Below are 22,540 nucleotides of genomic sequence, written 5' to 3'. Positions count from 1 at the left end.
ACGAGCGGTCGCAACCGGCTAGCCGTCAGAACTCCGTAAGACCATCTCCACCACGAACCGGGAGCCGCTCGGCGAACGGTCCTCCACCCACACCCGGCCGCCGAGCCGGTGCACGTGCTCGCGGACGAGCGCGAGCCCCAGACCACTGCCAGTGTCGTCGCCCCTGCTGCCCGCCATCACGCCGCGCGCGAACCGTTCGAAGATCTGCTCCCGCAACGTCTCGGGCACCCCCGGCCCGGCGTCCTCCACCTCCAGCCGGACCGCGTCGCCCAGCACCCGCACGGACACCAGCACCGCGCCACCGGCGTGCCGCTCGGCGTTGTCGAGCAGGTTCGTCAGCACCCGGTCGAGCCGCCGCCGGTCACCCAGCACGACGGCCGGCTCGAGCTCCAGCGGCACCTCCGCACGGGTCGCGATCACGTTGCGCACCAGGGCGTCCAGCGCGATCTCCTCCGGCGGCGGGTCGTCGATCTGGTCGGCCCGCGAGATCTCCAGCAGGTCCACGACCATCCGCGCGAACCTGTCGACCTCCGACGTCAGCAGCTCCAGCGCGGTCCCCGCCGTGCCGGGCAGGTGCTCGCGACGCCGGCGCAGCACCGCACCCGCGTTGACCATCGTCGTGAGCGGCGACCGCAGCTCGTGCGAGACGTCCGAGGCGAACCGGGCGTCCCGCAACGCCCGTTGCTCCAACGCCTGCGCGGTCGAGTTGAACTTCGCCGCCAGCGCCGCGAGATCCGGGTCGTCCTGGTCGGGCAGCCGGGCCCGCAGGTCCCCACCGGCGATCCTGCCCGCGGCGCAGCTCAGCTCCGCCAGGGGTTTCAGCGCCCGCTTCGACGTCCACGACCCCAGGGCCGCGCCGAGCAGCGCGGACCCGATCGTGCCCGCGACCAGCACCGCGCTGAGGAACGCGAACGTGCGGTTGAGCTGTTGCAGCCCGAACAGCTCGACGTAGACGGCGTCGCCCGCCACCGGCAGCGCCACGGCGAGCATCGGCACCCCGTCCACGACGATCCGCTCCCGGCCCGGCGGGTGCTCGACCAGTGCGGCGGGCAGTTGCGACGGCTCCACCTTGCGGCCCGCGGTGACCAGGTCGTCCGGGCTGAGCAGCAGGATCGACGAGTCCGGGCCGGTGGTGAGCCCGGTCAGCAGCTCGTCGAGTCCCGGTGAGGACAGGGACTTCTCGACCAGCCGCACGTTGACCTCGGCCTGCCGCGTCGCGCTCGCCTCCCGCTGGCGCAGCATGTAGCCGGAGGCGAGGTTCCACGTCGCGAACGCCAGCACGCTCGTCACGATCAACAGCCCGAAGCCGAACGAGAGGGTGACCCGGCAGCGCAGCGTGAGGCTCACGAGCCGATCCGGTAGCCGCTGCCGCGCACGGTGAGCAGCAGCGCGGGGTCGTCGGGGTTGGCTTCAATCTTGCGGCGCAGCCTTCTTATGTGCACGTCGAGCAGTCGGGTGTCACCGAAGTAGTCATATCCCCAAACCTTTTGCAGCAACTGTTCCCTGGTGACGATTCGGCCGCCCGCACCAGCGAGTTCCAGCAGCAGCCGGAATTCGGTTCTGGTGAGGTGAACGCGTTCCCCCGCTCGGTGCACGAGCCCTTCCTGCGGACGGATTTCCAGATCGCCCACCCGAACGGCTTCACGACCGGGGCCGCGCCTGCGCAACAACGCGCGGATTCGTGCCGCGAGAACGCTTGCCATCAACGGTTTCGTGACGTAGTCGTCGGCTCCCGCCTCCAGCCCGGCGATCATGTCGCGGGCGTCGGTCCGCGCCGTCACCACGATGATGGGCAGGTCACCGCGGGCCCGCAGCGTCCGCACGACCTCCAGCCCGTCCATGCCGGGCAGCGTGAGGTCGACCAGCACCACGTCGAACGACTCGGTCTCCAAACGCGGTAACGCCTCTTCACCCGAACCCGCCTCGTCAACGGTGAAATCCTCGTCGGACAAGGCGAGGCTCAACGCCTGCCGGATTCGCTCGTCGTCCTCGACCAGCAGGACCCTTACGCACACAACGACTCCACTGTGTGAGAGCCGCGGCGACGGCGTCTCACACAGTGGAGTGAAAGTCGATCAAAAGCAAGAACGCTTCGGTTCAGAATGTGGTTAGCGTGACTTTGGCCGAACGCGGGTTGGGTTCGTGGACAAGTGACTCGAACGCGCCGACGTCATCGAACGCGAACCCGTACGCCTTCCCGTCCACCATGTTCTGGTGCACGATCCGGGAGAAGTGGTTCGTGGTCGAGCGGGTGTAGAACTCGCTCGCGTTGTAGGTCGGCTGGGTGTGCAGGTACCCGAGCGTCGAGCGGTTGAGCGCGGCGCACAGCGAGCGGGAGATCGCGCCGACGTCGTTGTTCGGAGCGGCCAGCCTGCCGTCGCAGTTGAAGACGTCCCGCGTCGACGGCTGCTGGAACGACGCGACCTGTTGGCCCGCCGTGTTGGTGAAGTTGAGGACGCCACCGCTGGTGCGGCCGGTGAACTTGCGGTTCGGCTCGTTCTGGTACGGCACGACGGTCAGCGGCGTGTTCTGGTACGTCGACCAGGCGCTGCTGACGTAGTTCGCGAAGTACGAACTGGAGAACACGCCCGCGTCGAGGCCCTTGCTCGGGTTCAGCACCCGCAGCCGGGTGCCGTCGGAGCGCGTGTAGACCAACCGCGACCAGTCGCCGCCCAGCTGCTGGTGCTGGTCGAAGATCCGGTTGCGCCCGCCGGAGACGAGCTCGCCGGTCTTGCGGGTCGCGCCCGCCTGGGACGTCGCCTCGACCGCGTGCGGGACGGAGAACATGTCCACCTGGGAGCTGTTCAACCACAACCCGCCGCCGTTGTAGGTGAACTCGCTCCAGTCGAACAGGATGTCGCGGTTCGGGTCACCCGCGGCCCACGGTGCCGGCTGCACCAGCCCGTTCGGCACCAGGCCGAACTTCAGCTTGTCCCGGAAGGACATGTAGAGCCGGCCGCCGGCCAGGTTGATCGGGATCTGCAGGGTGCGGCTCGCGCCGTTGGCGGGGCCGGGGATCGAGACGTCCGGCGCGGGTGACGGCGGAACCGTCCCGCCGGACCAGGGGGTGAACTGGCCGCTCGCGTTGACGTACCCGAGCCTTCCGCCCATCTCGCCGAACACGTACAGGTGAACCGCGTCGCCGCGGCCGGAGTTGTTCGTGACGGTGAGCGGGAGCAGGCTCGGTGGAGCGGCTTGAACGGGTGGGGACAACGTTGTCAGCCCAAGTAGGGCCGATGTCGCGAGCAGCAGGAGCTTGCGCATCGACTATCTCCTCACTGAGACAGGCAGTGCTCGATCATTTTGGTGAGAGCGCTCCCATGGTCAGCGTGATCGTGTTGATATGTCAAGAATGGTTCTCATGCGCGCGCTGACGGTGGATCTTGCACACCCCGGTTCCTTGTCGTTGACCGAACTGCCCGATCCGGAGCCGGGACCGGAAGACCTGCTGGTCGAGGGCCTCGCGGTCGGCATCTGCGGGACGGACCGCGAGATCGTGCGCGGTGAGTTCGGGGTCGGCGGAACTCTCGTGATCGGACACGAGTCTCTCGGGCGGGTGATCAGCGGACCGGGGTTCGAACCGGGCTCGCTGGTCGCCGGGGTGGTCCGCAGACCCGACCCGGTGCCCTGCGTGGCGTGTGCGCGCGGGGAGTTCGACCTGTGCCGGAACGGGCAGTACACCGAGCGGGGGATCACCGGGCTCGACGGCTACGCCTCGACGTTGTGGACGGTGCCGGCGTCCTACGCCGTCGGTGTCAGCTCCTCCACCGGTGTGCTCGTCGAGCCGGCCTCGGTGGTGGTGAAGGCCTGGGAACGGCTGGACCGGCTGGCGCTGTTCGGGTTCGACAGCGTCCTGGTGACCGGCGCGGGACCGATCGGGCTGCTGGCGGCGTTGATCGGCGTGCAGCGCGGCCTCGACGTGCACGTGTTCGACCTGGCGGTGGACGGGCCGAAACCGGACCTGGTCGAGGCGCTCGGCGCGACCTACCACCGCTCGCTGCCCGATCACCAGGTCGTGATCGAGGCGACGGGAGCGCCGAAGCTCGTCGCCCGGCTGCTGGGCCGTGACCTGGTGTGCCTCACCGGTGTGCCGTCCACCGAGGTCGTGCCCGCCGATCTCGGGCAGGCCAACCGGGACATGGTGCTGCGCAACGGGATCGTGTTCGGGACCGTCAACGCGAACGTGCGGCACTACCGGGAGGCGGCGGCCGTGCTGGACCGCGCGGATGACGACTGGCTGTCGGCGATGATCACTCGACGAGTTCCGCTGGAGTCCTATCGGGAGGCTTTCGAGCAACGGCCTGACGACGTGAAGGTGGTGCTGGAGCTGTGACGATGGCGGCCCTAGTCGTAGTCGGGTAGTTCGATGCCGTTGAGCGCGCGGTCGACCAGTGCCATCAGCGCGTCCATGTCGGGCTCCGGATCCGGCTCGCCCTCGGGCCGCGCAACGGCGCGGCTGTGCGCGTGCAGCCGCCCGATCTCCTGGTTGGCCTCGACGAACGGGCGCATCCGCGTCTCGTAGGCGGCGAACCCGGCCTCGGGGTCCCACTCGGCGGCGGCCAGCTCGCCCGCCAGCAGGTAGGCGCCGACGAGAGCGAGTCCGGTGCCCTGCCCGGACATTGGCGACGAGCTGAACGCGGCGTCACCGAGGAGGCCGACCCGTCCGTCCGACCAGCGGTCCATCACGACCTGGGCGACCTGGTCGAGGTAGAAGTCCGGGGTGTCGTCCAGGTGCGCGAGGATCTTCGGGGTCAGCCACCCCAGTCCGGCCATCTGCTCGCGCAGCAGCCGTTTCTGCGCCTCGACGTCGCGGTGGTCGACCTCGAAGTCGGCGGCCGGGAAGGCGAACATGGCCATCGCCCTGGTGGCGTCCTGGATGGGCCGCAGGGCGGCGGAGCGCGCGGTCACCTGGTCCTGGTACTCGATGAACCAGCGGTCCAGCCCGAACTCGTTGGGAACGCTGTAGAACGCCAGCACGAGCCCGAGGTGGCGGATGTACCGCTCGCGCGGCCCGAAGACCATCGCGCGCAGCGACGAGTGCAGGCCGTCGGCCCCGACCACCAGGTCGAAGCGCCGCCGGCCACCGCTCGCGAAGGTCACGCCGACCCCGTCCGCGTCCTGGGTGAGCTCGGCGATCCGGTCGCCGAAGACGTACTCGACACCGTCGCGGGTGTCGTCGTAGAGCACCTGGGACAGGTCCCCGCGCAGGATCTCGATGTCCGCGATGAACCCGTCACCGCCGTTGTCGTCGGCGCGGAAGGTCTCCAGCACGTTCCCGTCGACGTCCACGTTGTACGCACCCGCCGTGTCGGTGCAGGCCGCGCGCACCGCCTCGTCCAGGCCCATCCGCCGGATGACCTCCTTGGTCACCCCGCGCGCGTCCACGGCCTGACCACCGGGGCGCAAGCCCGGCGCCCGCTCGACCACGGTCACCTCGGCTCCGCGCCGTCGCAACCAGTGGGCCAGCGCGGGCCCAGCGATGCTCGCCCCTGTCACCAGAACCTTGCTGCTGCTCACCACGGCCCCCAAATCGCCCGTGCGGATGTGACTCGGGGACCCTAGCGCCTGTGTCGAAGTCCGATTCGACTCTCATCGAACCGGACTTCGACACAGGCGCTAGCGCCGACGCGGCTCCCTGCCGAACGGCAGCTTCGGCCGTTCGAGCTCGGGAGCCTTCGGGATCGGCATCGTCACCGGCTCGTCCACCGTGATCGTGATCGGTTCGCCGTGGTGCCGGGTCTTCAGCTCGGTGCCGTCCACGATCCGGTAGGTGGCCTCGGTCTCGCACACGTCGATCGAGATCCTCGTGCCCTGGAAGGCCATCCGGAACGAGAACCGCGTCAGCGAGGCCGGCAGCCGCGGCGCGAACGTCAGCTCACCGCCGTGGTCGCGCATGCCGCCGAACCCGGCGACGAGCGCCATCCACGCCCCCGCCAGCGAGGCCATGTGCAGGCCGTTGTTGACGTTGTCGTGCAGGTCGTGCAGGTCGGTGAACACCGCCTCGACGAGGTAGTCGAACGCCAGGTCGAGGTGCCCGACCTCCGCGGCCAGCACCGCCTGCGTGCCCGCCGACAACGACGAGTCGCGCACGGTGCGGGCCTCGTAGTAGGCGAAGTTGCGCGCCTTGTCCGCGTCGCTGAACGCGTCGCCGCGCACGTGCATCGCGAGCACGAGGTCCGCCTGCTTCACGACCTGCCTGCGGTACAGGTCGAAGTACGGGAAGTGCAGCAGCAGCGGGTACTTCTCCTCCGGTGTGTTCTCGAAGTCCCACTCCGCGTGCTTGGTGAAGTTGTCCGCCTGCGGATGCACCTTCAGCATCTCGTCGTAGGGGATCGCCATGTCGTCGGCGGCCCGGCGCCAGGCTCGGATCTCCTCTTCCGTCGCGTCGCTCGGGTTGCGTTCCGCGGCGTCGGCGGCGGCCCACAGGTTCTGCTGCGCGATCAGGTTCGTGTAGACGTTGTTGTCCACGATCGCCGAGTACTCGTCCGGGCCCGTCACACCGTCGATGCGGAAACCGTCGTGCGGGTCGTGGTGCCCGAGCGAGAGCCACAACCGTGCGGTCTCCACGAGGATCTCGGTCGCTTCGTCGCGGTCGAAGCACTCGTCGTTCGTGGCGTTGAGGTACTGCTGCGTGGCGTAGGCGACGTCGCCGGAGACGTGGAACGCGGCCGTGCCCGCTGGCCAGTACGCGCTGCACTCCGCACCGTTGATCGAACGCCACGGGAACGCGGCTCCCTTGAGCCCCAGCACCTTCGCGCGATCGCGTGCCTTGTCCAAAGTGGAGTGACGCCACCGCAGCGCGTCGCGGGCGGCGTCGGGCAGCGTGTAGGTGAGCACCGGGAGCACGAACATCTCGGTGTCCCAGAACGCGTGACCGTCGTAGCCGGGTCCGGTGAGACCTTTTCCAGGGATGGCACGGGTTTCCCCGCGGGCGCCGGCCTGCAGGATGTGGAACAACGCGAACCTGATGGCCTGCTGCAGCTCGTCGTCGCCCTCGATCTCGATGTCCGCGACCTGCCAGAAGTCGTCGAGGAACTCCCGCTGCTCCCGCACGAGCCCGTCCCAGCCCGTCTGGCAGGCACCGGCGAGCGCGGCCTCGACCTGGGCCCGCAGCGCCGGGGTGGAACGCTGGCCGGACCAGCCGTAGGCGAGGTACTTGGTGAGCTTCAGGCAGCTGCCGGCGGGCACGTCGACTGCCACGGTGTAGCGCGCGAGGTCGGCCTCGGCGCGGATCTCCGTGCGCGGGTCCTGTTCGTCGCCGTCCTCGCCGATGCAGATCTCGTGGTCCATCGCGGCGGCCATGCGCAGGCCGGACACCTTGGTGTGGTGGCACAGCACGGCCCGCGATTTCTCGGCCATCGTGAAGTCGTTGACCAGCGGGGCGTCCAGCGCGGCCGCGACGCGGGGATCGTTGGTGCGGTGGATGGTCGGCTCGTTGGCCAGCAGGTCGGACTGCACGACGAGCTGCAGGTCCTCCTGCGGCTCGACCTCGTAACGGATGGCCGCGACCGCGCGCTGCGTGAACGACACGAGCCGTTCGCTGCGCACGGTCACACGCCGGCCGGTCGGCGACTCCCAGACCGTGCGGCGGCGCAACGTGCCGGAGCGGAAGTCCAGCGTCCGCTCGTGCTCGATCGCGTTGCCGTAGCGCATGTCCAGCGGCTCGTCCTCGACCAGCAACCGGATGATCTTGCCGTCGGTGACGTTGACGACGGTCTGCCCGGCCTCGGGGTAACCGTAGCCCGCCTCGCCGTACGGCAGCGGGTGCTCCTCGTAGAAGCCGTTGAGGTACGTGCCAGGGAGACCTCTGGGTTCACCCTCGTCAAGGGTGCCGCGCATGCCGATGTGGCCGTTGGACAGGGCGAACGTGGACTCGGTGCGGTGCAGCTGGTCCACGGCGAGGCCCTGCCAGCGCAGCTGCCACGGTTCGATCGCGTAGCTCATGACAGCAGCTCGTCGAGCTCGTTGACGACGACGTCGGCGCCGTTGGTCTTGAGGGCTTCGGCCTGGTTGCCGCGGTCCACGCCGACCACGAACCCGAACCCGCCCTTGTGACCCGCCGCGACCCCGGCGAGCGCGTCCTCGAAGACGGCGGCGTTCTCCGGTGCCGTCTTGAGCCTTCTCGCGCCCTCGATGAACGAGTCCGGTTCCGGTTTGCCGTGGAGGTTCGACGCGACGATCACGTTGCCGTCCACCAGAGCGTCCACGTAGTCGAGGAGATCGCCGGCGCGCAACACGCGCATGGCATTGGCCGACGAGGTGACCACGCCGATGGGCAGACCCGCCTGGCGCGCTGCCTGGAGGTAGCGCACCGAGCCGGGGTACGGCGTGATGCCCTGCTCGTCGATGATCTGGTTGACCAGGTTGTTCTTCTGGTCGCCGATGCGGCGGATCTCGTCCTCCGGCGGGGTGAGGCCGCGCGAGGCCAGGAAGCTGCGGACGCCGTCGTAGCGCGGTTTTCCGTCCACGTGGGCGAGGTAGTCCTGCTCGCTGAACGGCTGGCCCATGCCCTCGAACGTCTGCCGCCACGCCTGGCGGTGCAGCACGGCGGTGCTGGTGAGCACACCGTCCAGGTCGAACAGCAACGCCGTGATCTTCTCCGGGATGCCGAGGCTCATGCTTCGATCATGCACCCGGCTCGCCGACATCGCTGCGCTCTTCCTTGAGGCGTTCGTCGAGAGGACGGGGATGTGCCTGCTCGTACTCGGTCATCCCGTACTTGTCGGACTCGGCCCAGCCCTCCTCCGGCTCGGTCTCCAACGGGTCGTGCTTGAGGTTGTCCTCGTCGAGGGCCTCGAAGCTGTCGGTGTCCTGCGGGACGTACGCGCCACGTTCTTCACTCATGTCCTGGCAGTACCCAGTTCGGCGCTATCCGATGCTTTGGCCGACGAGCGAACCGATCGCGTAGGTGACACCCATCGCGACCAGCCCGCCCACGACGTTGCGCACGATCGCGCGCCGCTTGCCCGCACCGCTGAGCCTCGCGCTGATGAACCCGGTCAGGGCGAGGGTGAGGATGGCGGAGACGACGGTCACCGGGACGCGCAGGCTGGTCGGTGTCAGGATGATCGCGGCGAGGGGGAGCAGGGCGCCGATCGTGAACGCGATGAAGCTCGCGACGGCGGCGCCCCACGGGTTCGTGAGCTCGTCCGGGTCGATGTGCAGCTCGGCCTCGGCGTGGGCGGCCAGCGCGTCGTGCTCGGTGAGCTGTTTCGCGACCTCCTGCGCGGTGTCCGCGTCGAGGCCCTTGCCCTGGTAGATCTCCGCCAGTTCCTCGAGCTCCTCCTCCGGCATCTCCCTGAGCTCGCGGCGCTCCTTCGCCAAAAGTGCCCGTTCGGCGTCGCGCTGGCTGCTGACGGAGACGTACTCGCCGGACGCCATCGACATCGCGCCCGCGAAGAGACCGGCGAGGCCCGCGATGAGGATCTGCCCCCGGTCCGTGGTCGCGCCGGCGACGCCGACGACGAGGCTGGCGGTGGACACGATGCCGTCGTTCGCACCGAGAACACCTGCGCGCAGCCAGTTCATGCGATCGCCGGTGACCTCGTCGTGGGGCTCGTCGTGCGTCATTTCCGCAGGCTAACCTGGGGATCATGCTTTCGTGGCAGACCACGCCGTTGCGGTCCGCGGACGTGCCGGTGCCCGCGCCCGCTCCGGGCGAGCTGCTGGTGCGGGTACTCGCCTGCGGGGTGTGCCGCACCGACCTGCACGTCGTGGACGGCGATCTGCCCGTGCACCGCGTTTCGGTCGTGCCAGGGCATCAGGTCGTTGGTGAGGTTGTCGTTGCCAGCGGCGATTTCGTCGTTGGCGAACGTGTGGGAATCGCCTGGTTGCGGCACACCTGCGGGAGTTGCCGATTTTGTCTGCGCGGTGACGAGAACCTGTGCCCGTCGTCGCTTTACACCGGGTGGGACGCCGACGGGGGTTATGCGTCTTATGCGGTCGTTCCTGCTGCTTATGCGTTGCGGCTGCCTTCGGGGTATTCGGACGAGTCGCTGGCGCCGTTGTTGTGTGCCGGGATCATCGGGTACCGGGCGTTGAAGCGTGCCGCGGTGCCACCTGGTGGGCGGTTGGGGATCTACGGGTTCGGCGGCTCCGCTCATCTGGCGTTGCAGGTCGCGGTGGCTCGTGGGTACGAGGTGCACGTGGTGACGCGGTCCTCCGCGGCGCGAGCTCTGGCGTTGTCGTTGGGGGCGGCTTCGGCTGGTGATCTCTCGCCTCCGGTGTTGCTGGACTCGGCGGTGCTGTTCGCGCCGGTCGGGACGTTGGTGCCGCCCGCGTTGGAGGCTCTGGACCGGGGCGGGACGCTGGCGATCGCCGGGATCCACCTGACCGACGTTCCGGCTCTCTCTCACTCGCGGCACCTGTTCCAGGAGCGGCAGATCAGGTCGGTCACGGCGAACACCCGCGCCGACGCGGCTGAGTTCTTGTCGTTCTGCGGCTCGCATCGGCTGGAGGTCGCCGTGCAGCCGTATCCGCTTTCCGCGGCGAACCTGGCGCTGTCGGACCTCAGGGCTGGTCGGGTGACCGGTGCCGCTGTGCTGATCGGGTGAGTTTCCCCTGGTCAGAGATCAGGTGTTCCATTTTTGTCAGACCCCCGTGGCAGCATGTCGAACAGATGTTCGTGTGTGCTACAGGGAGGTCAGTCAGATGCAGATCGAACCCCGTCGCTGGCCGGGCCGCGTGGTGCCGTCCACAGACGCCGACGTGGACGTCGCCGTGGAGTCCCTGTGCGTGCGCGCCTCGTGGCCGGACGCCGACCGCCGCTGGGTCCGCCGCCTGCTGGAGCCGTGGTTCGCGGCGGGCTGGAGCGTGGACGCCCTGCTGGTGGCCGTCGACACCAAGCCGGACGGCACCCGCCAGGGCAGGCCGCGTTCCCGAGCCCAGGTGGCCCACGAGTTCCTGCGAGCCCGCCTCCGCACCTGGACAGCAGACGGCGCCCGCCTGGCCCGCCCACCCTTACCAGGCGTGTCGCTGGGCGAGTGGTACCGCGTGAACCGCCGCAACGCCGCCCTGCACGCCCCCCGTCGAGGCACCAGCCTGACCTCGGAAGGCGAACGCGCCCGCGCCGAATCCCGAGCCCTCGCCCACCGCCGCGACCCGGTGGAACGCAGCCGCGAAAAGGGCCGCCGCCGCCAGGAGGTCCTGGACAGCCTGCTGGTGCCGGGCCAGGAGGTGCCGTCGTTCGCGGACTCGTGGCGCCTGGTGGCGGACCTCATCCCGGTGCAGCGGGTGTGCTCGGCTTGCGGGCACGTGAGGAGCGAGGTGTCGAGGCCGGCGCATCGGGTGGCGTAGGCGAGGGGCTGGGCGCGTGGTGCGCCGCGTGTGGTGGGTCGGGCTTCGGTGTGTGGCTGGCGCGTGGGGAGCGAGGTGTCGAGGTCGGCGCACCGGGTGGCGTAGGCGGAGTTGGCGTTCGGGTGCGCCGCACGCGGCGTCAGCGGCGCATCGAACGCGGTCGTGCACCCCAGCGCCAAGCTTGCCCAGGCCGTGCGCAGGCGGCGCGGCCCCCGCCCACGCCGCGTGCAGAGAGCCCAACCCGTCAACGTCGCGCGCAGGCAGGGCAATCCCACACGGCGCGCCGCTCCCGCCATCTGCCACTCCCGACACGCGTCGCGTTGGCCACGCGTCGCGTCGACTGGTGCGTGATGCGGCCTGGAGATGAGGCCGACGTGGCACGTCCCAAGCCCAGCTGGAGCACGGCTGCCCGACTCCCCGGGAAGCCGGGAGTGCGGCCCGCGGCGTCGCCGAGAACGTCCGACCGACCTCAGGCGGCCAAGCCTCTCACCTGCGCCAACGCCCCCGCTCCCGCCCAATTGCCGGCGAATTCGGCGAGCGGTGGTTGAACTCGGCCCAGGTCGGGAACACGGAACGAGTTTCTTGTTTCCTGATGAAGGGGCCGACATGCTCGAAGTGACGCCGATGGCTGCTGAGGTCATCAACGAGCTGACGTCACAGTCAGAGGGCACCGACGACGGCGTCGGCCTGCGCTTCGCCCTGGCCGCCGAGCAGAACAGCCAGACCGCTCTGGAGCTGTCGCTCAGTGAGCCGGTCGATGGCGATGAAGTGGTGGCGGCTCCGGCGGGGGCCAAGGTCATCATGGAACCGGCTGCCGCCCAGTACCTGGAGGACAAGGTCCTCGACGTGCGCCAGGACGCCGACGGCAACCCCGCCTTCGCGATCGCTCGGCAGGAGGGGCCCGACAGCCCGAACGGCCAGGTCGGCTGAGAGTCAGGCGCGGACCAGACGTGCGGAACGGGCCGGCCCCCGCGATGGGGCCGGCCCGTTCAGGCATTCCGGACGACGGCGTTTCCGAACGACGGCATCCCAGAGCGACGGCGTTCCAGAGCGACGGCGTTCCAGAGTGACGGCATCCCAGAACGACGGCACCCCCCGAGCAACGGCATCCCCGAGCAACGGCATCCCAAAGGAGCCACCGACGTCCGCAACGTGCCCGAGAACGGGCCTGTGAGGCGAACCTCAGGGAATCGTCAGCACCTGTCCGGGGTGGATGAGGTCCGGGTTCGAGATCCCGCTCGCCGAAGCGATCTCGCCGTACCGGTTCCCGTCACCGTAGAAGCGCTCGGCGATCGCCCACAACGTGTCGCCACCCTGCACGGTGTACGTCTGCACGGCCGGAGCAGCAGGAGCAGCAGGAGCAGCCGGCTCCTCGACAACCGGCGCGGCGGCCTCGGGGGCTGCCTGCGGGGACGCGGTGTTCGTGCCCGACGCCCACTTGGCGCTGCCGTCGCCCGCGATCACGACGAGGTTGCGGTCGTCCTGCAGCACCAGGCGCGAGCCGTTGTTGCCCGCGGTGTTGGTGGCCCACACGGCGTTGTTGTCGCCGGTGTAGAGCACGAAGTTGCCGTCGTCCTGCAACGCGGCGCGCACGGCTCCCTTGCCGTCGGTGCCGCTGGCCCACACCGTGCCGGTGTTCTCGGACAGCACCAGGTTGCCGTCGGACTGCAGGGTCAGCATGTAGCCGTTGGCGGTGGTGAGCTGCTGGCCGCGGGTGAGTTCCTGCCCGGCTTGCAAGGTGTCCACTGAGACGCTCCACTTCGGACGATGACGGTGCCGAAGCGGAACGTAGCCAAGAGCCGGACACCTCGCCGGGCCGCGAAGGCACGTGCACCCGCTGGAGTGAAAGCGAAACGCCCCCTGCCCGGAGGCAAGGGGCGTTCACCGACGAAGAACGTCAGCCCTCGATGCGGCGGATCACTGAGATCGGGCCGATCGAGTTGATGTCCGCGATTTTCACCGGCACACCCTCGGTGGACGCGTGCACGGCGCGCACGTTGTCCACGGCCATGGCCACGTGGGACTGGCTCGAGTAGTAGACGATGATGTCGCCGGCCTTGACCTCGGCGCGCGAGACGGGGCGGCCCGCAGCGGCCTGGGCGTAGCTGGTGCGGCCGATCGACACGTTGGCCGAGCGGTACGCGGCCTGGATCAGCGAGGAGCAGTCCCAGGTGTCCGGGCCGTTGGAGCCGTAGACGTACATCTTGCCGCGCTGGGCCAGTGCGAACTCCAGGGCCTTACCGGCGGTGCCGGGCGGGACCAGGATCGTCGACATGTCGCCGGCGTTCTTCAGCGAGTTCCTGGTGGCCGCGCTGAGCGAGTTGTACTGGTTGCGGGCCTCGTCCAGCTGCTTCGCCAGGTCGGCCTTCTTCTGCTCGATCTCGCCGAGCAGCTTCTTCGAGGCCTCGGTGGCCTCGTTCGCCGTCTTCGAGGCGTTGTCGGCCGCGTCGACGGCGTCGGTGAGCTTCTTCAGGGCCTCGGCGTTGTCGGCCGCCAGGATGTTGATGGCCGACATGCGGTTGAGGAAGTCCTGCTGCGAGTCGCTCACCAGCAGCGCGGACAGCTGGCTGAACCGCGCGCCGGAGTTGGTGGCCTCCGTGAGGACGTCGACCTGGCCGCGGAGGGACTCCTCGGCCTTCTGAGCAGCGGCGAGATCGCCCTTGGCCTTTTCCAGTTCACGCTGCTTGGCCTCGAGGTCGCCCTGGGCCTTCAGGTGGTCCTGGTTGAGCTGGGACGCCTTCTCGGACAGCTCGTTGTACTTCGCGAGCGCATCAGCGGCAGAAGGCTGTGCGGTGGCCGGCGTCGTGGGGAGAGCGGCCGCGACGACTGCTGCCGTCGCTACGAGCGCTCCACGCACGGTACGGCGCGAGGGTTGCGACACCACGTCGCGGGTCCTCCTTCTTCCTGGCAGTCGCCCCCGCGAGAACTACTGCGCGTAAGGCGACAACCTTGGCGTGTGCCCCGAGTGGGTTAACTGCTGGGCCGAAGGTCTCGGACAGGTTACGGAACGACCTGATGTTCGTCTACCACCGGGTCCTCAACAGTTCACCGATCAGCACGCTCTCACAGACGTCTACGTCGCTTTATCGCGGGGTGGGAGAGAAGCGTCACCCGACGACCCGACGAATCACCGAAATAGGGCCGATCGAGTCGATGTTCGCAACTTTCACGGGGATGCCCTCGGTGGACGCGTGCACCGCTCGGACGTTGTCCACGGCCATGGCCACGTGCGACTGACCCGAGTAGTAGATGATCAGGTCACCCGGCGCGACCTCGGCACGGCTCACCGCGCGGCCGACCTTCGCCTGGTCGTAGGTGACGCGGGGGATGGACACGTTGGCGGAGCGGTACGCGGCCTGCACCAGCGACGAGCAGTCCCACGAGTCGGGGCCGTTCGACCCGAACACGTACGGCTTGCCCTGCTGGCTCAGGGCGAACTGCAGCGCCTGCCCAGCGGCGCCGGCGGGGGCGTTCACGGTCACCTTGGGGCCGGAAGCCGCCAGCGTCTGCTTCTGCGGCGCCGACAACGACTGGTACTTGGTGCGCGCCGCCGTCACCTGCTGGTCCATGGCGGTCTTGCGCTCGGTCACGTCCGCGACGAGCTTCTCCGCCGCGGCGGCCGCGGCGGTGGCGTCGGAACGCGCCTTCTTCGCCGCGTCCAAAGTGGCGTTCATCCGCGACACGGCGGCGTTCTGGTCGGTGGCGATGATGTTCATCGCCTGCATCCGCTCCAGGAAGTCCTGCTGGGACGTCGACGTGAGGAACGCCGACAGGTTGTTGAGCCGCGCGCCCTCGAACGACGCGGTGGTCAGCACGTCGACCTGGCCGCGGTACTGCTCGGACTCGGCCAGCGCCTTCTTCTCGGCCTCCGTCGCGATGCCGACGATCGCGTTGGCCTTCGCGAGGTCACCCGTGGCCTTGAGGTGGTCCTGGGTGAGCTTCTCGGCGTGGTGCGTCAGCTCGGTGTACGTCTTGAGCGCCTCGTCGGCTGGTTGCGCGTGCGCCGTTGGCATCGACACCACGGTCGCGGCGACCACGGCGGCCATGGCGGTTGTCCTTGCAGCACGTCGGCCGGGCACGCGGCCTCCTCAAAAGTCGGTATCGGCTTCTGAGGAGGCCTACGGCCGAACGGCTGACCGGGTTCAGTCGGATCAGGCGGCCTGGTGCGCCTCGACACGGGACGCCAGCGTCCTCAGCGCCCACGCGCACCCGAGCCCCACCGACGTGAGAGCGAGCCAGGGCACCCACGGCACCCCCGCGCGCGCAGCGGTGTCGAACGCGACTCCGGTGAGCAGGTTCCCGAGCAGGATCCCGACGCCCACGACGGTGTTGTAGAGGCCGTAGTGCGTGGCCACGAGCCGGTCGCCCGACAACGACACGATCTTGTCCATCTCGAACGGGAACACCACCATCGTCCCGAGCGCGAGCAGTGCCGCGCACAGGATCAGCCCCGCCGAGCCGCCGAGGATCGCGGGCAGGAACGCGAGGCCCAGCACCAGCATCCCGAGCGCCAGCGACCGGTCCGGCCCGAACGCTTCACGCGCCCACGCCGTCACCCGCATCTGGCCCGCGACCGCCAGCACGCCCGACACGGCGAACAACACCGCGGTCAGCACCGCCGATCCCGAGGCCAGCGGCAACGCCAGGTAGACCTGGAACGACAGCACGTACGAGCCGGTCATCGCCACCGCGAACAGCACGAACCGCCGGTTGCCCGCGACGACCCGCCAGTCCGCCAGCACCGAGTTCCCCGACACCGACCCGGCCCGCTGCGGCAGCGACCGCCACTGCAGCACCGTCAGCACCAGGAACACGAAGGCCGCCACCAGGCACGTCAGCCGGAAGTCCACGGCCGTCAACGCCAGCCCGGCCAACGGCCCCACCAGGATTCCGGTCTGGTAGAAGACGTTGAACAACGCGAACGCCTCCACGCGGCGCGGGCCGGCGTCGGCGGCCACGTAAGCGCGCACCGCCGGGTTGAACAACGCCCCCGCGAATCCGGTCAACGCCGAGGCGATCACCAACGCGGGCAACCCGTCAACGAGACCGAGCAACGCGAACCCGCCGGTCCGCAACGCGCATCCCGCCACGATCAACGGCTTGTACCCCAGGCGATCCGCGAGTGTGCCGCCGATCAGGAACATGCCCTGCTGTGCGAAGTTCCGCACGCCCAGGACGAGCCCGACGGCCCACCCGGCCAGCGCGAGCGTCACGGACAGATGGGAAGCGAGGTACGGCATCAACATGTAGAAGCCCACGTTGATGCTGAACTGGTTGAGCAGCAACAACTGCACGCTGCGGTCGAACGAGCGGAACTGCGCGATCACGCCGTCACCGCCAGAGGGTCCACAACGGACCGGCACATCGTCCACGACAGCACTTCGCGTTCCCGCAACGAAGAGATCTCCAGCGGCTCGGTTGCCGGAACGACGTCCAGTAAGCCGTGCGCGGCGCAGTACTCGTCGCTGAACACCGTGTCGAAGTACCGCTGCGGCCCGTCCGGGAACACCGCCGCGATCCGCGTGCCGGGAGCGGAGGTCCTCGCCAGCCAGGAAGCCACGAGCGCGACCGCGCCGACGCTCCAGCCGCCGCTCGCGTAGTGGTGCGAGGCGAGCGTCCGGCACGCCCACACCGCCTCGCCGGGGTTCACCCAGTGCACCTGGTCGAACGCCGGGTAGTCGACGTTGCGCGGGAAGATGCTCGACCCGAGACCGCGCATCAGCCGGGTGCGCGCCGGCTGGCCGAAGATCGTCGACCCGATCGTGTCCACGCCGACGAGTCGCAACGACGGGAAGTGGCGGCGCAGCACGGACGCCACGCCGGCGGAGTGACCGCCCGTCCCCACCGCGCACACCAGCACGTCGACGTGCCCGAGCTGCGCGGCCAGCTCGTGGGCCAGCGGCGCGTACCCGGCCACGTTGTCCGGGTTGTTGTACTGGTCGGGGCAGTACGCGCCGGGAAGTGAGGCCAGCAGCTCCGCCACGCGTTCGCGCCGCGCCTCCTGCCAGCCTCCGGTGGGGTGCGGGTGCTCGACGAGATCAACGGTCGCCCCGTAGGCGCGCAACATCCGCTGGATGATCGGCTCCAGGCCGGGATCGGTCACGAGCGTCACCGGAATGTCGTGCACGACTCCGGCCAGGGCGAGCCCGAGGCCGAGCGTGCCGCTGGTCGACTCGACGACGTGGCCGTCCGGGCGCAGGTCACCGCGTTCCAGCGCGCGGCCGATCATGTGCAGCGCGGCGCGGTCCTTCATGCCGCCGCCGGGGTTGGCGGATTCGAGCTTCGCCCAGAAACCGGACGACGACGTGCGGGAGAGCTCGTCGATCCACAGCACGGGCGTGTTGCCGACGATGCCCGCGGGAGTGTTGCGGTCCAGCACAGGAACAGACATTGGGGGAGTCCCTCGGAAGAAAGTGGTCGTAAGCCGTCGCGAGAGCGCGCGTCATCGCGGCAGGACCGTCGGCACGAGCCGGGAAGTCCTGCCGCAGCACGCAAAAGAGAGGCGGTCGACCTATGTTCGAGAGATCCCGAGGTCGAGCAGGAGTGTTCGTCCGGAGCGGGAGTGCTCGGAACGCCACGGACACGACTGTGCCGTGGTGCCGGGGCGTGCGGGCGGCGTGACGTCCGCGGCCGGCGCGGTGAGGGCGGCGGCGCTCGCCTGAACGGCCGCCTGCGCGGGCGCGGGCGCGGACAGGTGGTGGGTGTCGCCGTGGTGGCAGAACTCGCCGGAGATGCCGGGCACGAACGCGCCGTGATGGCTGGGCTCCGGCGGGCAGGCCGGTTGGAGCCCGAAGACCGCGAGGAGCATCAACGCGACGACAACGGCGATGCGACGCCCCGTCGTCAAGTGATTCCACACGGTTACCAACGTACAGGTGTTGCGGATCTTGTAAAGCCTCTTGCTAGGTTAGGTAAAGCTAACCTCAGGAGGTGGACAATGCGCAGGACAGTCGCCGCGGTTCTGCTGCTCGGCCTGGTCGCCGGGTGCGGTGAGAACGCTCCGGCGGAGCAGCAGGGCGGCCAGTGGTCGTTCAAGGACGACCGCGGCAAGGAGGTCACCGCGCCCAAGCGTCCTGAACGCGTCGTCGCGCAGGTGTCCGCCGCGGGTGCGCTCAAGGACTACGGTGTCAACGTTGTCGGCACGTTCGGGCCGCTCAAGCACGCGGACGGCAGCACCGACCCGGAAGCGGGCAGCGTCGACCCGAGCCAGGTCACCGACATCACCGGCCCCGGCTACGGCGAGATCGACTTCGAGAAGTTCGCCGCGCTGAACGCCGACCTGGTCGTCGCCGGCTACTACCCCGAGGTCACCGGGCTCTGGCACCTCACCGCCGAGTTCGAGGAGAAGGTGCTCAAGATCGCCCCGACTGTCGGCATCGGACAGTCGAAGATCCAGCTGCCGGACGGGATCAAGCGCTTCCGCGAGCTCGCGAAGGCCCTCGGCGGTGACGTCGAGTCGGCGAAGGTCAAGGCCGACGAGGCGGCGTTCACCAAGGCCGCGGACCGGCTCAGGGCCATCGGCGCCAAGATGACGGCCGCGAACCAGAAGATCCAGGTCGTCGGCGCCGACCCGAAGCTCTTCTACGTCGCGGTGCCCGCCCGCAACCCGGACCTCGACTGGTACGCGAAGGAGCTCGGCCTGCCGCTGCTCACGCCGGAGAAGCCCGACACCGAGGGCGGCGGCTACTTCCAGTCGCTGTCGTGGGAGAACTCCGGGACCTACAAAGAGCACGTGATCATGTGGGACACCCGTCAGCACGTGCTCAACCCCGAGCAGATGATCCAGGGCCACCCGGTCTTCCAGGCGCTGCCCGCGGTGCGGGCCGGCCGGTTCGTGGAGTGGAACGCGGTCGCCCCGCTGAGCTTCGCGTCCTACGCCAAGATCATGAACAAATTGGCTGACCAGCTCGAACAGGTGTTGGCACGATGACCGTGTGCTGACGCTGCTGAAGGAGAACGGCCCGTTGCGCGTGCTGAGCACCGCACGGGTCGTTTCCGTTCTCGGGGACATGCTCAGCCTGGTCGTGCTGATGCTGCACGTCGAGTCCGTCGCCGGGAAGGCGATCGCGGTGGCGGCCCTGCTGCTCGTCGGCGACTTCGCGCCCTCGCTGCTCAGCCCGCTGACCGGCGTGATCAGCGACCGGTTCGACCGGCGGACGGTGATGATCAGCTGCGAGCTCGCGCAGGGCGTGCTGCTGGCGGTCATCGCGCTCACGTTGCCGCCGCTGCCGGTCCTGCTCCTGCTCGTCGGCGTCCGCGCCGTGCTCGGCCAGATCTTCCTCCCGGCCTCGCGCGCGGCGGTGCCGTCACTGGTGTCCGACGACGACCTGGGGCAGGCGAACACGGTGCTGGGCTTCGGTTCCAACGCCGCCGAGGCGCTGGGGCCGCTGCTCGCCGCCGCGCTCATCCCGCTGGTCGGCCTGCGCGGTGCCCTGCTCGTGGACGCCTTGTCGTTCGGGCTGTCGGCGCTGTTGTTGCTGAAGCTGCCGAAACTGACCGGGCCGGCCGAGTTCGGTGGATCGCTCTTCTCCGACGCGCGGGCGGGACTGGGCGAGATCTGGCACAACCGCGCGTTGCGGATCATCTTCCTCGGGTTCTGCGGCGTGGTGGCGTGCACCGCGATCGACGACGTGGCGATCGTGATGCTGACCAAGGACGTGTTCCACGCCTCCGACAGCGCGGTGGGGCTGCTGCTGGCGTCGGTGGGCATCGGTCTGCTCGCCGGGTACCTGTTGCTGGCCAGGGGAGCGGCGCGGGCGAGCATGGTCGCGTTGCTGGTGGCGGGTTTCGTGATCAGCAGCGCCGGCAACCTCCTCACGGGGGTCGCCTCCGGTGTGGCGCTGGCGTTCGTGCTGCAGACCGTGCGCGGGCTCGGCATCGCGGCGATGGACGTCGCGCACAGCACGTTGATCCAGCGGCTGGTGCCCGGTGACCGGACGGGCAGGGTGTTCGGCAACTTCTACGGCGGAATCGGTGTGGCGGCAGCGGTTTCGTACGTCGGCGGTGGTCTGCTGCTGGACGCCGTCGGGCCTCGGCTCACGTTCCTGCTCTCCGGCGGTGCCGGGGTTTTGGTGGCGTTGTGGGTGGTTGCCGCTTCACGCGCAAGAGGTGTTGAGTGGAAACCAGCCTCTTGAGGGGAGAAGGCGATGTGGGGGAAACGCATTGCTGTTCTTGCTGTTTCACTGTTGTTGACCGGTTTGACCACGTTCGTCGCGCACGCCGCCACCGGTGTCGTGCCCGCGTCGACGTCGTGGACGTCCGCTGACCGCGGCTGGGTGCTGGGCCTCGACACCCTGTGCCAGACCGCGAAGTGCCCGCAGCTCGTCCGCACGCTCGACGGCGGCAGCTCGTGGACGCGGGTGAAGACCCCGGCGCTGGCGGTACCGGAAGCCGACCGGCTGCGGGTGCTCTTCGCGAACGACGCGGCCGGCCTGGTGACCGACGGCGAGCAGCTGTTCGTCACCAGCAACGGCGGCACGCGCTGGGAGCCGTCGGGAATCAAGGGAACCGTTGGGGCACTGGGGTTCGACGACTCGGGGTTTCTCGCGGTGATCTACGACGGCAAGTCGTCGCGGTTGTTCCACCGCGAGCTGTGGTTCGGCACGTGGCAGCCGGTGCCGGGCGTCGAGGTCACCGGCCAGGCGTTCGGCTCGATCGCGCCGGGCCAGGTCTCGCTGGCGCGGTTCGGGGAGGAGAACAGGTACTGGACGCGGTCACCGGCGGGCTGGCTGGAGGAGCCCGCGCCGTGCGACGTCTTCGCGGCCACCCGGCTCGGCACAGTCGGCACCGACCGGTACGCGTTGTGCAGCTTCGATCCCGGTTGGGGGCTTTACAGCATCGGCACAAGCGCTAGACACGTTGTGATCTGGGGTTTTGCTTGTTTGACGGCGGTGCTGATCGTTTCGGCGGTGCTGATGATCTCGGGCATGGTGTCGGCGGGTAGGCGGACGTTGATGGTCACGTGGTCGCCGTCGTCGGTGATTCGGACGGTGAGGCTGACTGCCTCGAAAAGCTTACGTAGCAACGGTTCTGGCGCATCTGACAGGTTCCAGGTGAGGTAAGGGAGCGCGTCCAGCAGGTCCGCGTCCGCCGCGTCGGGCCGGGTGGGTGCAGCGTCGTCGGCGGCGTCCAGCACAGCGACGGCGGACAGGGCGGCCTGCCGTTCGGCTTCAAGATCGTTGTAGGTGCCGCGCAGAGCGCGGGTGAACGGATCATCAGGGTCGCCGAATCGTTACCTACTGGACCGATCAACCCTGTCTGCGTTCGAACGGGCCGCGTCGGCAGCCTGCGCGGGCTGCCCGCAGCGACACGCCTTCATCATTCTCATTCCCGTGGGGTGAGTCGGGCGTTGCATCGGTAGGGCCTGCAAACCCTTTGACCAGGCGGAAAAGCGCGCCGAGGGGCTACCCGCCTAAAAGGACACTCGACAGGTAGTCCGACTGGAAGCCCCACCGGGCATGTAGGGTCTCGCAATCGACTTCATTTTCTCATCGGTCACGTCATCTCGACTGCATAAATGACGTGAAAGTGAGATTCGCAAAGATCATCTTCGTCTGATGGAGCGCGCTGGAAGTGCTTGCCGGGGCCGCTAGCCTCGATCTTTCACGTGGCGCCTAGTAGTGCTTTGTTAGGTTAGTCGGTAGTTGTTGTGGCGTAGCGGTTTCACGGTTTGGTGGCAGGTCAGGCAGACGCCGGTCCAGGTCGCGAGGAGTAGTTGCAGTTCGCGGACGACCTTGTAGAGGGTCAGGCCGGCGCAGCCGCTTTTGGGTCTGCTCGCAGCAAGGTGAGGAACAGGTGCGCCGCCGTGACCAGGGTGACGTGGCGGTGCCAGCCCTGCCAGGAGCGGCCCTCGAAGTGGTCCAGGCCCAGGCCGGTCTTGAGTTCGCGGTAGTCGTGTTCGATCCGCCAGCGGATCTTGGCGTAGCGGATGAGGTCGGTGTGGCTGGTGTCGGCTGGGAGGCTGGAGAGCCAGTAGGTGACTGGTTCGGGTTCGTCGTCGGGCCATTGGGCGATCAGCCACCGCTCGGGCAGGATGCCGTCGTCGAGGTCGCGGGGGACGCGATGCCCGGCGGGCCGGACTCGCAGGAACACGAACTGTGAGGACAGTGCGCCTTTGCTGCCTTCGCGCCAGGTGACGGTGAGTGCGGCTTCGCGGCCAGCGGCGGCCACGTGCCGGGCCAGGCTGACCGGCTCGTCCGGGTAGACGGGCGTGTCAGCGGGCCGGCGGCCGCACCGGCCCGTCCCG

22 protein-coding genes are annotated in these 22,540 nt (G+C 69.0%); 7 read left to right on the top strand and 15 right to left on the bottom strand.

Features of this window, described 5'->3' with window-relative positions:
* Positions 1-18 precede the first annotated feature (18 nt).
* The 3 genes from AOM45_RS40220 to AOM45_RS40210 form a co-directional block, all read right to left on the bottom strand.
* Entirely contained in the window at positions 19-1,347 is a 1,329-nt protein-coding gene (locus AOM45_RS40220; RefSeq protein ID WP_030473060.1) for a HAMP domain-containing sensor histidine kinase, read from the bottom strand.
* Positions 1,344-2,015 carry a response regulator transcription factor gene (locus AOM45_RS40215; protein WP_030473059.1) on the bottom strand — a complete coding sequence of 224 codons (672 nt, stop codon included), beginning with the start codon at positions 2,013-2,015 and terminating at the stop codon, positions 1,344-1,346. The genes AOM45_RS40220 and AOM45_RS40215 overlap by 4 nt, the downstream gene beginning before the upstream one ends.
* Positions 2,016-2,097: 82 nt before the next feature.
* The gene (locus AOM45_RS40210; protein WP_030473058.1) at positions 2,098-3,264 is read right to left on the bottom strand and encodes a beta-1,3-glucanase family protein; all 1,167 of its coding nucleotides are present in this window, start codon (positions 3,262-3,264) and stop codon (positions 2,098-2,100) included.
* A 97-nt stretch (positions 3,265-3,361) separates the two neighbouring features.
* On the opposite strand from AOM45_RS40210, the gene AOM45_RS40205 reads away from it, so the two are divergent.
* On the top strand, positions 3,362-4,333 hold the full coding sequence (locus AOM45_RS40205; protein WP_030473057.1) for an alcohol dehydrogenase catalytic domain-containing protein: 972 nt from the start codon (positions 3,362-3,364) through the stop codon (positions 4,331-4,333).
* Positions 4,334-4,344: 11 nt separating this feature from the next.
* On the opposite strand, the gene AOM45_RS40200 is transcribed toward AOM45_RS40205, so the two are convergent.
* From AOM45_RS40200 to AOM45_RS40180, 5 genes are all read right to left on the bottom strand, one after another.
* Complete coding sequence (locus tag AOM45_RS40200) at positions 4,345-5,517, bottom strand: FAD-dependent monooxygenase (RefSeq protein ID WP_030473056.1); 1,173 nt, start codon at positions 5,515-5,517, stop codon at positions 4,345-4,347.
* A gap of 99 nt (positions 5,518-5,616) precedes the next feature.
* Positions 5,617-7,944: a glycoside hydrolase family 65 protein gene (locus tag AOM45_RS40195; protein ID WP_030473055.1), complete on the bottom strand. Its 2,328-nt coding sequence runs from the start codon at positions 7,942-7,944 to the stop codon at positions 5,617-5,619.
* Positions 7,941-8,618: an HAD family hydrolase gene (locus AOM45_RS40190; protein ID WP_030473054.1), complete on the bottom strand. Its 678-nt coding sequence runs from the start codon at positions 8,616-8,618 to the stop codon at positions 7,941-7,943. Before AOM45_RS40190 ends, AOM45_RS40195 begins: the two co-directional genes overlap by 4 nt.
* Before the next feature lie 7 nt (positions 8,619-8,625).
* Positions 8,626-8,844, bottom strand: a complete 219-nt coding sequence (locus AOM45_RS40185; RefSeq protein WP_035913590.1) for a hypothetical protein — start codon at positions 8,842-8,844, stop codon at positions 8,626-8,628.
* A 24-nt stretch (positions 8,845-8,868) separates the two neighbouring features.
* Positions 8,869-9,570 carry a VIT1/CCC1 transporter family protein gene (locus tag AOM45_RS40180; protein WP_030473052.1) on the bottom strand — a complete coding sequence of 234 codons (702 nt, stop codon included), beginning with the start codon at positions 9,568-9,570 and terminating at the stop codon, positions 8,869-8,871.
* Positions 9,571-9,593: 23 nt separating this feature from the next.
* On the opposite strand from AOM45_RS40180, the gene AOM45_RS40175 reads away from it, so the two are divergent.
* From AOM45_RS40175 to AOM45_RS40165, 3 genes are all read left to right on the top strand, one after another.
* The gene (locus tag AOM45_RS40175) at positions 9,594-10,553 is read left to right on the top strand and encodes a zinc-binding alcohol dehydrogenase family protein (RefSeq protein ID WP_030473051.1); all 960 of its coding nucleotides are present in this window, start codon (positions 9,594-9,596) and stop codon (positions 10,551-10,553) included.
* 97 nt (positions 10,554-10,650) lie between these two features.
* Positions 10,651-11,295, top strand: a complete 645-nt coding sequence (locus AOM45_RS40170) for a hypothetical protein (RefSeq protein WP_030473050.1) — start codon at positions 10,651-10,653, stop codon at positions 11,293-11,295.
* A 606-nt stretch (positions 11,296-11,901) separates the two neighbouring features.
* Positions 11,902-12,225 carry a hypothetical protein gene (locus tag AOM45_RS40165; protein WP_035913586.1) on the top strand — a complete coding sequence of 108 codons (324 nt, stop codon included), beginning with the start codon at positions 11,902-11,904 and terminating at the stop codon, positions 12,223-12,225.
* Between the two features lie 252 nt (positions 12,226-12,477).
* On the opposite strand, the gene AOM45_RS40160 is transcribed toward AOM45_RS40165, so the two are convergent.
* The 6 genes from AOM45_RS40160 to AOM45_RS40135 all read right to left on the bottom strand — a co-directional run bounded on the left by AOM45_RS40160 (position 12,478) and on the right by AOM45_RS40135 (position 18,154).
* On the bottom strand, positions 12,478-13,041 hold the full coding sequence (locus tag AOM45_RS40160; RefSeq protein ID WP_030473048.1) for a LysM peptidoglycan-binding domain-containing protein: 564 nt from the start codon (positions 13,039-13,041) through the stop codon (positions 12,478-12,480).
* A gap of 151 nt (positions 13,042-13,192) precedes the next feature.
* Positions 13,193-14,179 carry a C40 family peptidase gene (locus AOM45_RS40155; protein WP_030473047.1) on the bottom strand — a complete coding sequence of 329 codons (987 nt, stop codon included), beginning with the start codon at positions 14,177-14,179 and terminating at the stop codon, positions 13,193-13,195.
* 223 nt (positions 14,180-14,402) lie between these two features.
* Positions 14,403-15,341 (bottom strand): C40 family peptidase, encoded by a 939-nt coding sequence (locus tag AOM45_RS40150; protein ID WP_051784654.1) that lies wholly within the window; start codon positions 15,339-15,341, stop codon positions 14,403-14,405.
* 105 nt (positions 15,342-15,446) lie between these two features.
* Entirely contained in the window at positions 15,447-16,622 is a 1,176-nt protein-coding gene (locus tag AOM45_RS40145; RefSeq protein ID WP_030473045.1) for an MFS transporter, read from the bottom strand.
* Entirely contained in the window at positions 16,619-17,686 is a 1,068-nt protein-coding gene (locus tag AOM45_RS40140; protein WP_030473044.1) for a PLP-dependent cysteine synthase family protein, read from the bottom strand. The genes AOM45_RS40145 and AOM45_RS40140 overlap by 4 nt, the downstream gene beginning before the upstream one ends.
* A gap of 120 nt (positions 17,687-17,806) precedes the next feature.
* Positions 17,807-18,154: a hypothetical protein gene (locus AOM45_RS40135; RefSeq protein ID WP_156094387.1), complete on the bottom strand. Its 348-nt coding sequence runs from the start codon at positions 18,152-18,154 to the stop codon at positions 17,807-17,809.
* A 78-nt stretch (positions 18,155-18,232) separates the two neighbouring features.
* Between AOM45_RS40135 and AOM45_RS40130 the strand changes: the two genes are divergently transcribed.
* Genes AOM45_RS40130 through AOM45_RS40120 form a run of 3 tightly spaced genes read left to right on the top strand, consistent with a single transcriptional unit; the run spans position 18,233 to position 21,356 of the window.
* Positions 18,233-19,225 carry an ABC transporter substrate-binding protein gene (locus AOM45_RS40130; RefSeq protein WP_030473042.1) on the top strand — a complete coding sequence of 331 codons (993 nt, stop codon included), beginning with the start codon at positions 18,233-18,235 and terminating at the stop codon, positions 19,223-19,225.
* A gap of 4 nt (positions 19,226-19,229) precedes the next feature.
* The gene (locus tag AOM45_RS40125) at positions 19,230-20,429 is read left to right on the top strand and encodes an MFS transporter (RefSeq protein ID WP_201780162.1); all 1,200 of its coding nucleotides are present in this window, start codon (positions 19,230-19,232) and stop codon (positions 20,427-20,429) included.
* 51 nt (positions 20,430-20,480) lie between these two features.
* A complete protein-coding gene (locus AOM45_RS40120) occupies positions 20,481-21,356 on the top strand; it encodes a hypothetical protein (protein ID WP_030473040.1) in 876 nt (291 codons plus the stop codon).
* A 682-nt stretch (positions 21,357-22,038) separates the two neighbouring features.
* On the opposite strand, the gene AOM45_RS40115 is transcribed toward AOM45_RS40120, so the two are convergent.
* Positions 22,039-22,540, bottom strand: a 502-nt coding sequence (locus AOM45_RS40115) for a transposase (RefSeq protein ID WP_156249764.1), incomplete at its 5' end; no start/stop codon positions are given.

It is taken from the genome of Lentzea aerocolonigenes, assembly GCF_000974445.1.
In the GTDB taxonomy this organism is placed as follows: Bacteria; Actinomycetota; Actinomycetes; order Mycobacteriales; family Pseudonocardiaceae; genus Lentzea; species Lentzea aerocolonigenes.
The sequence above is the reverse complement of the archived record's forward strand: the minus strand, read 5'-3'. Positions and strand labels throughout refer to the sequence as shown.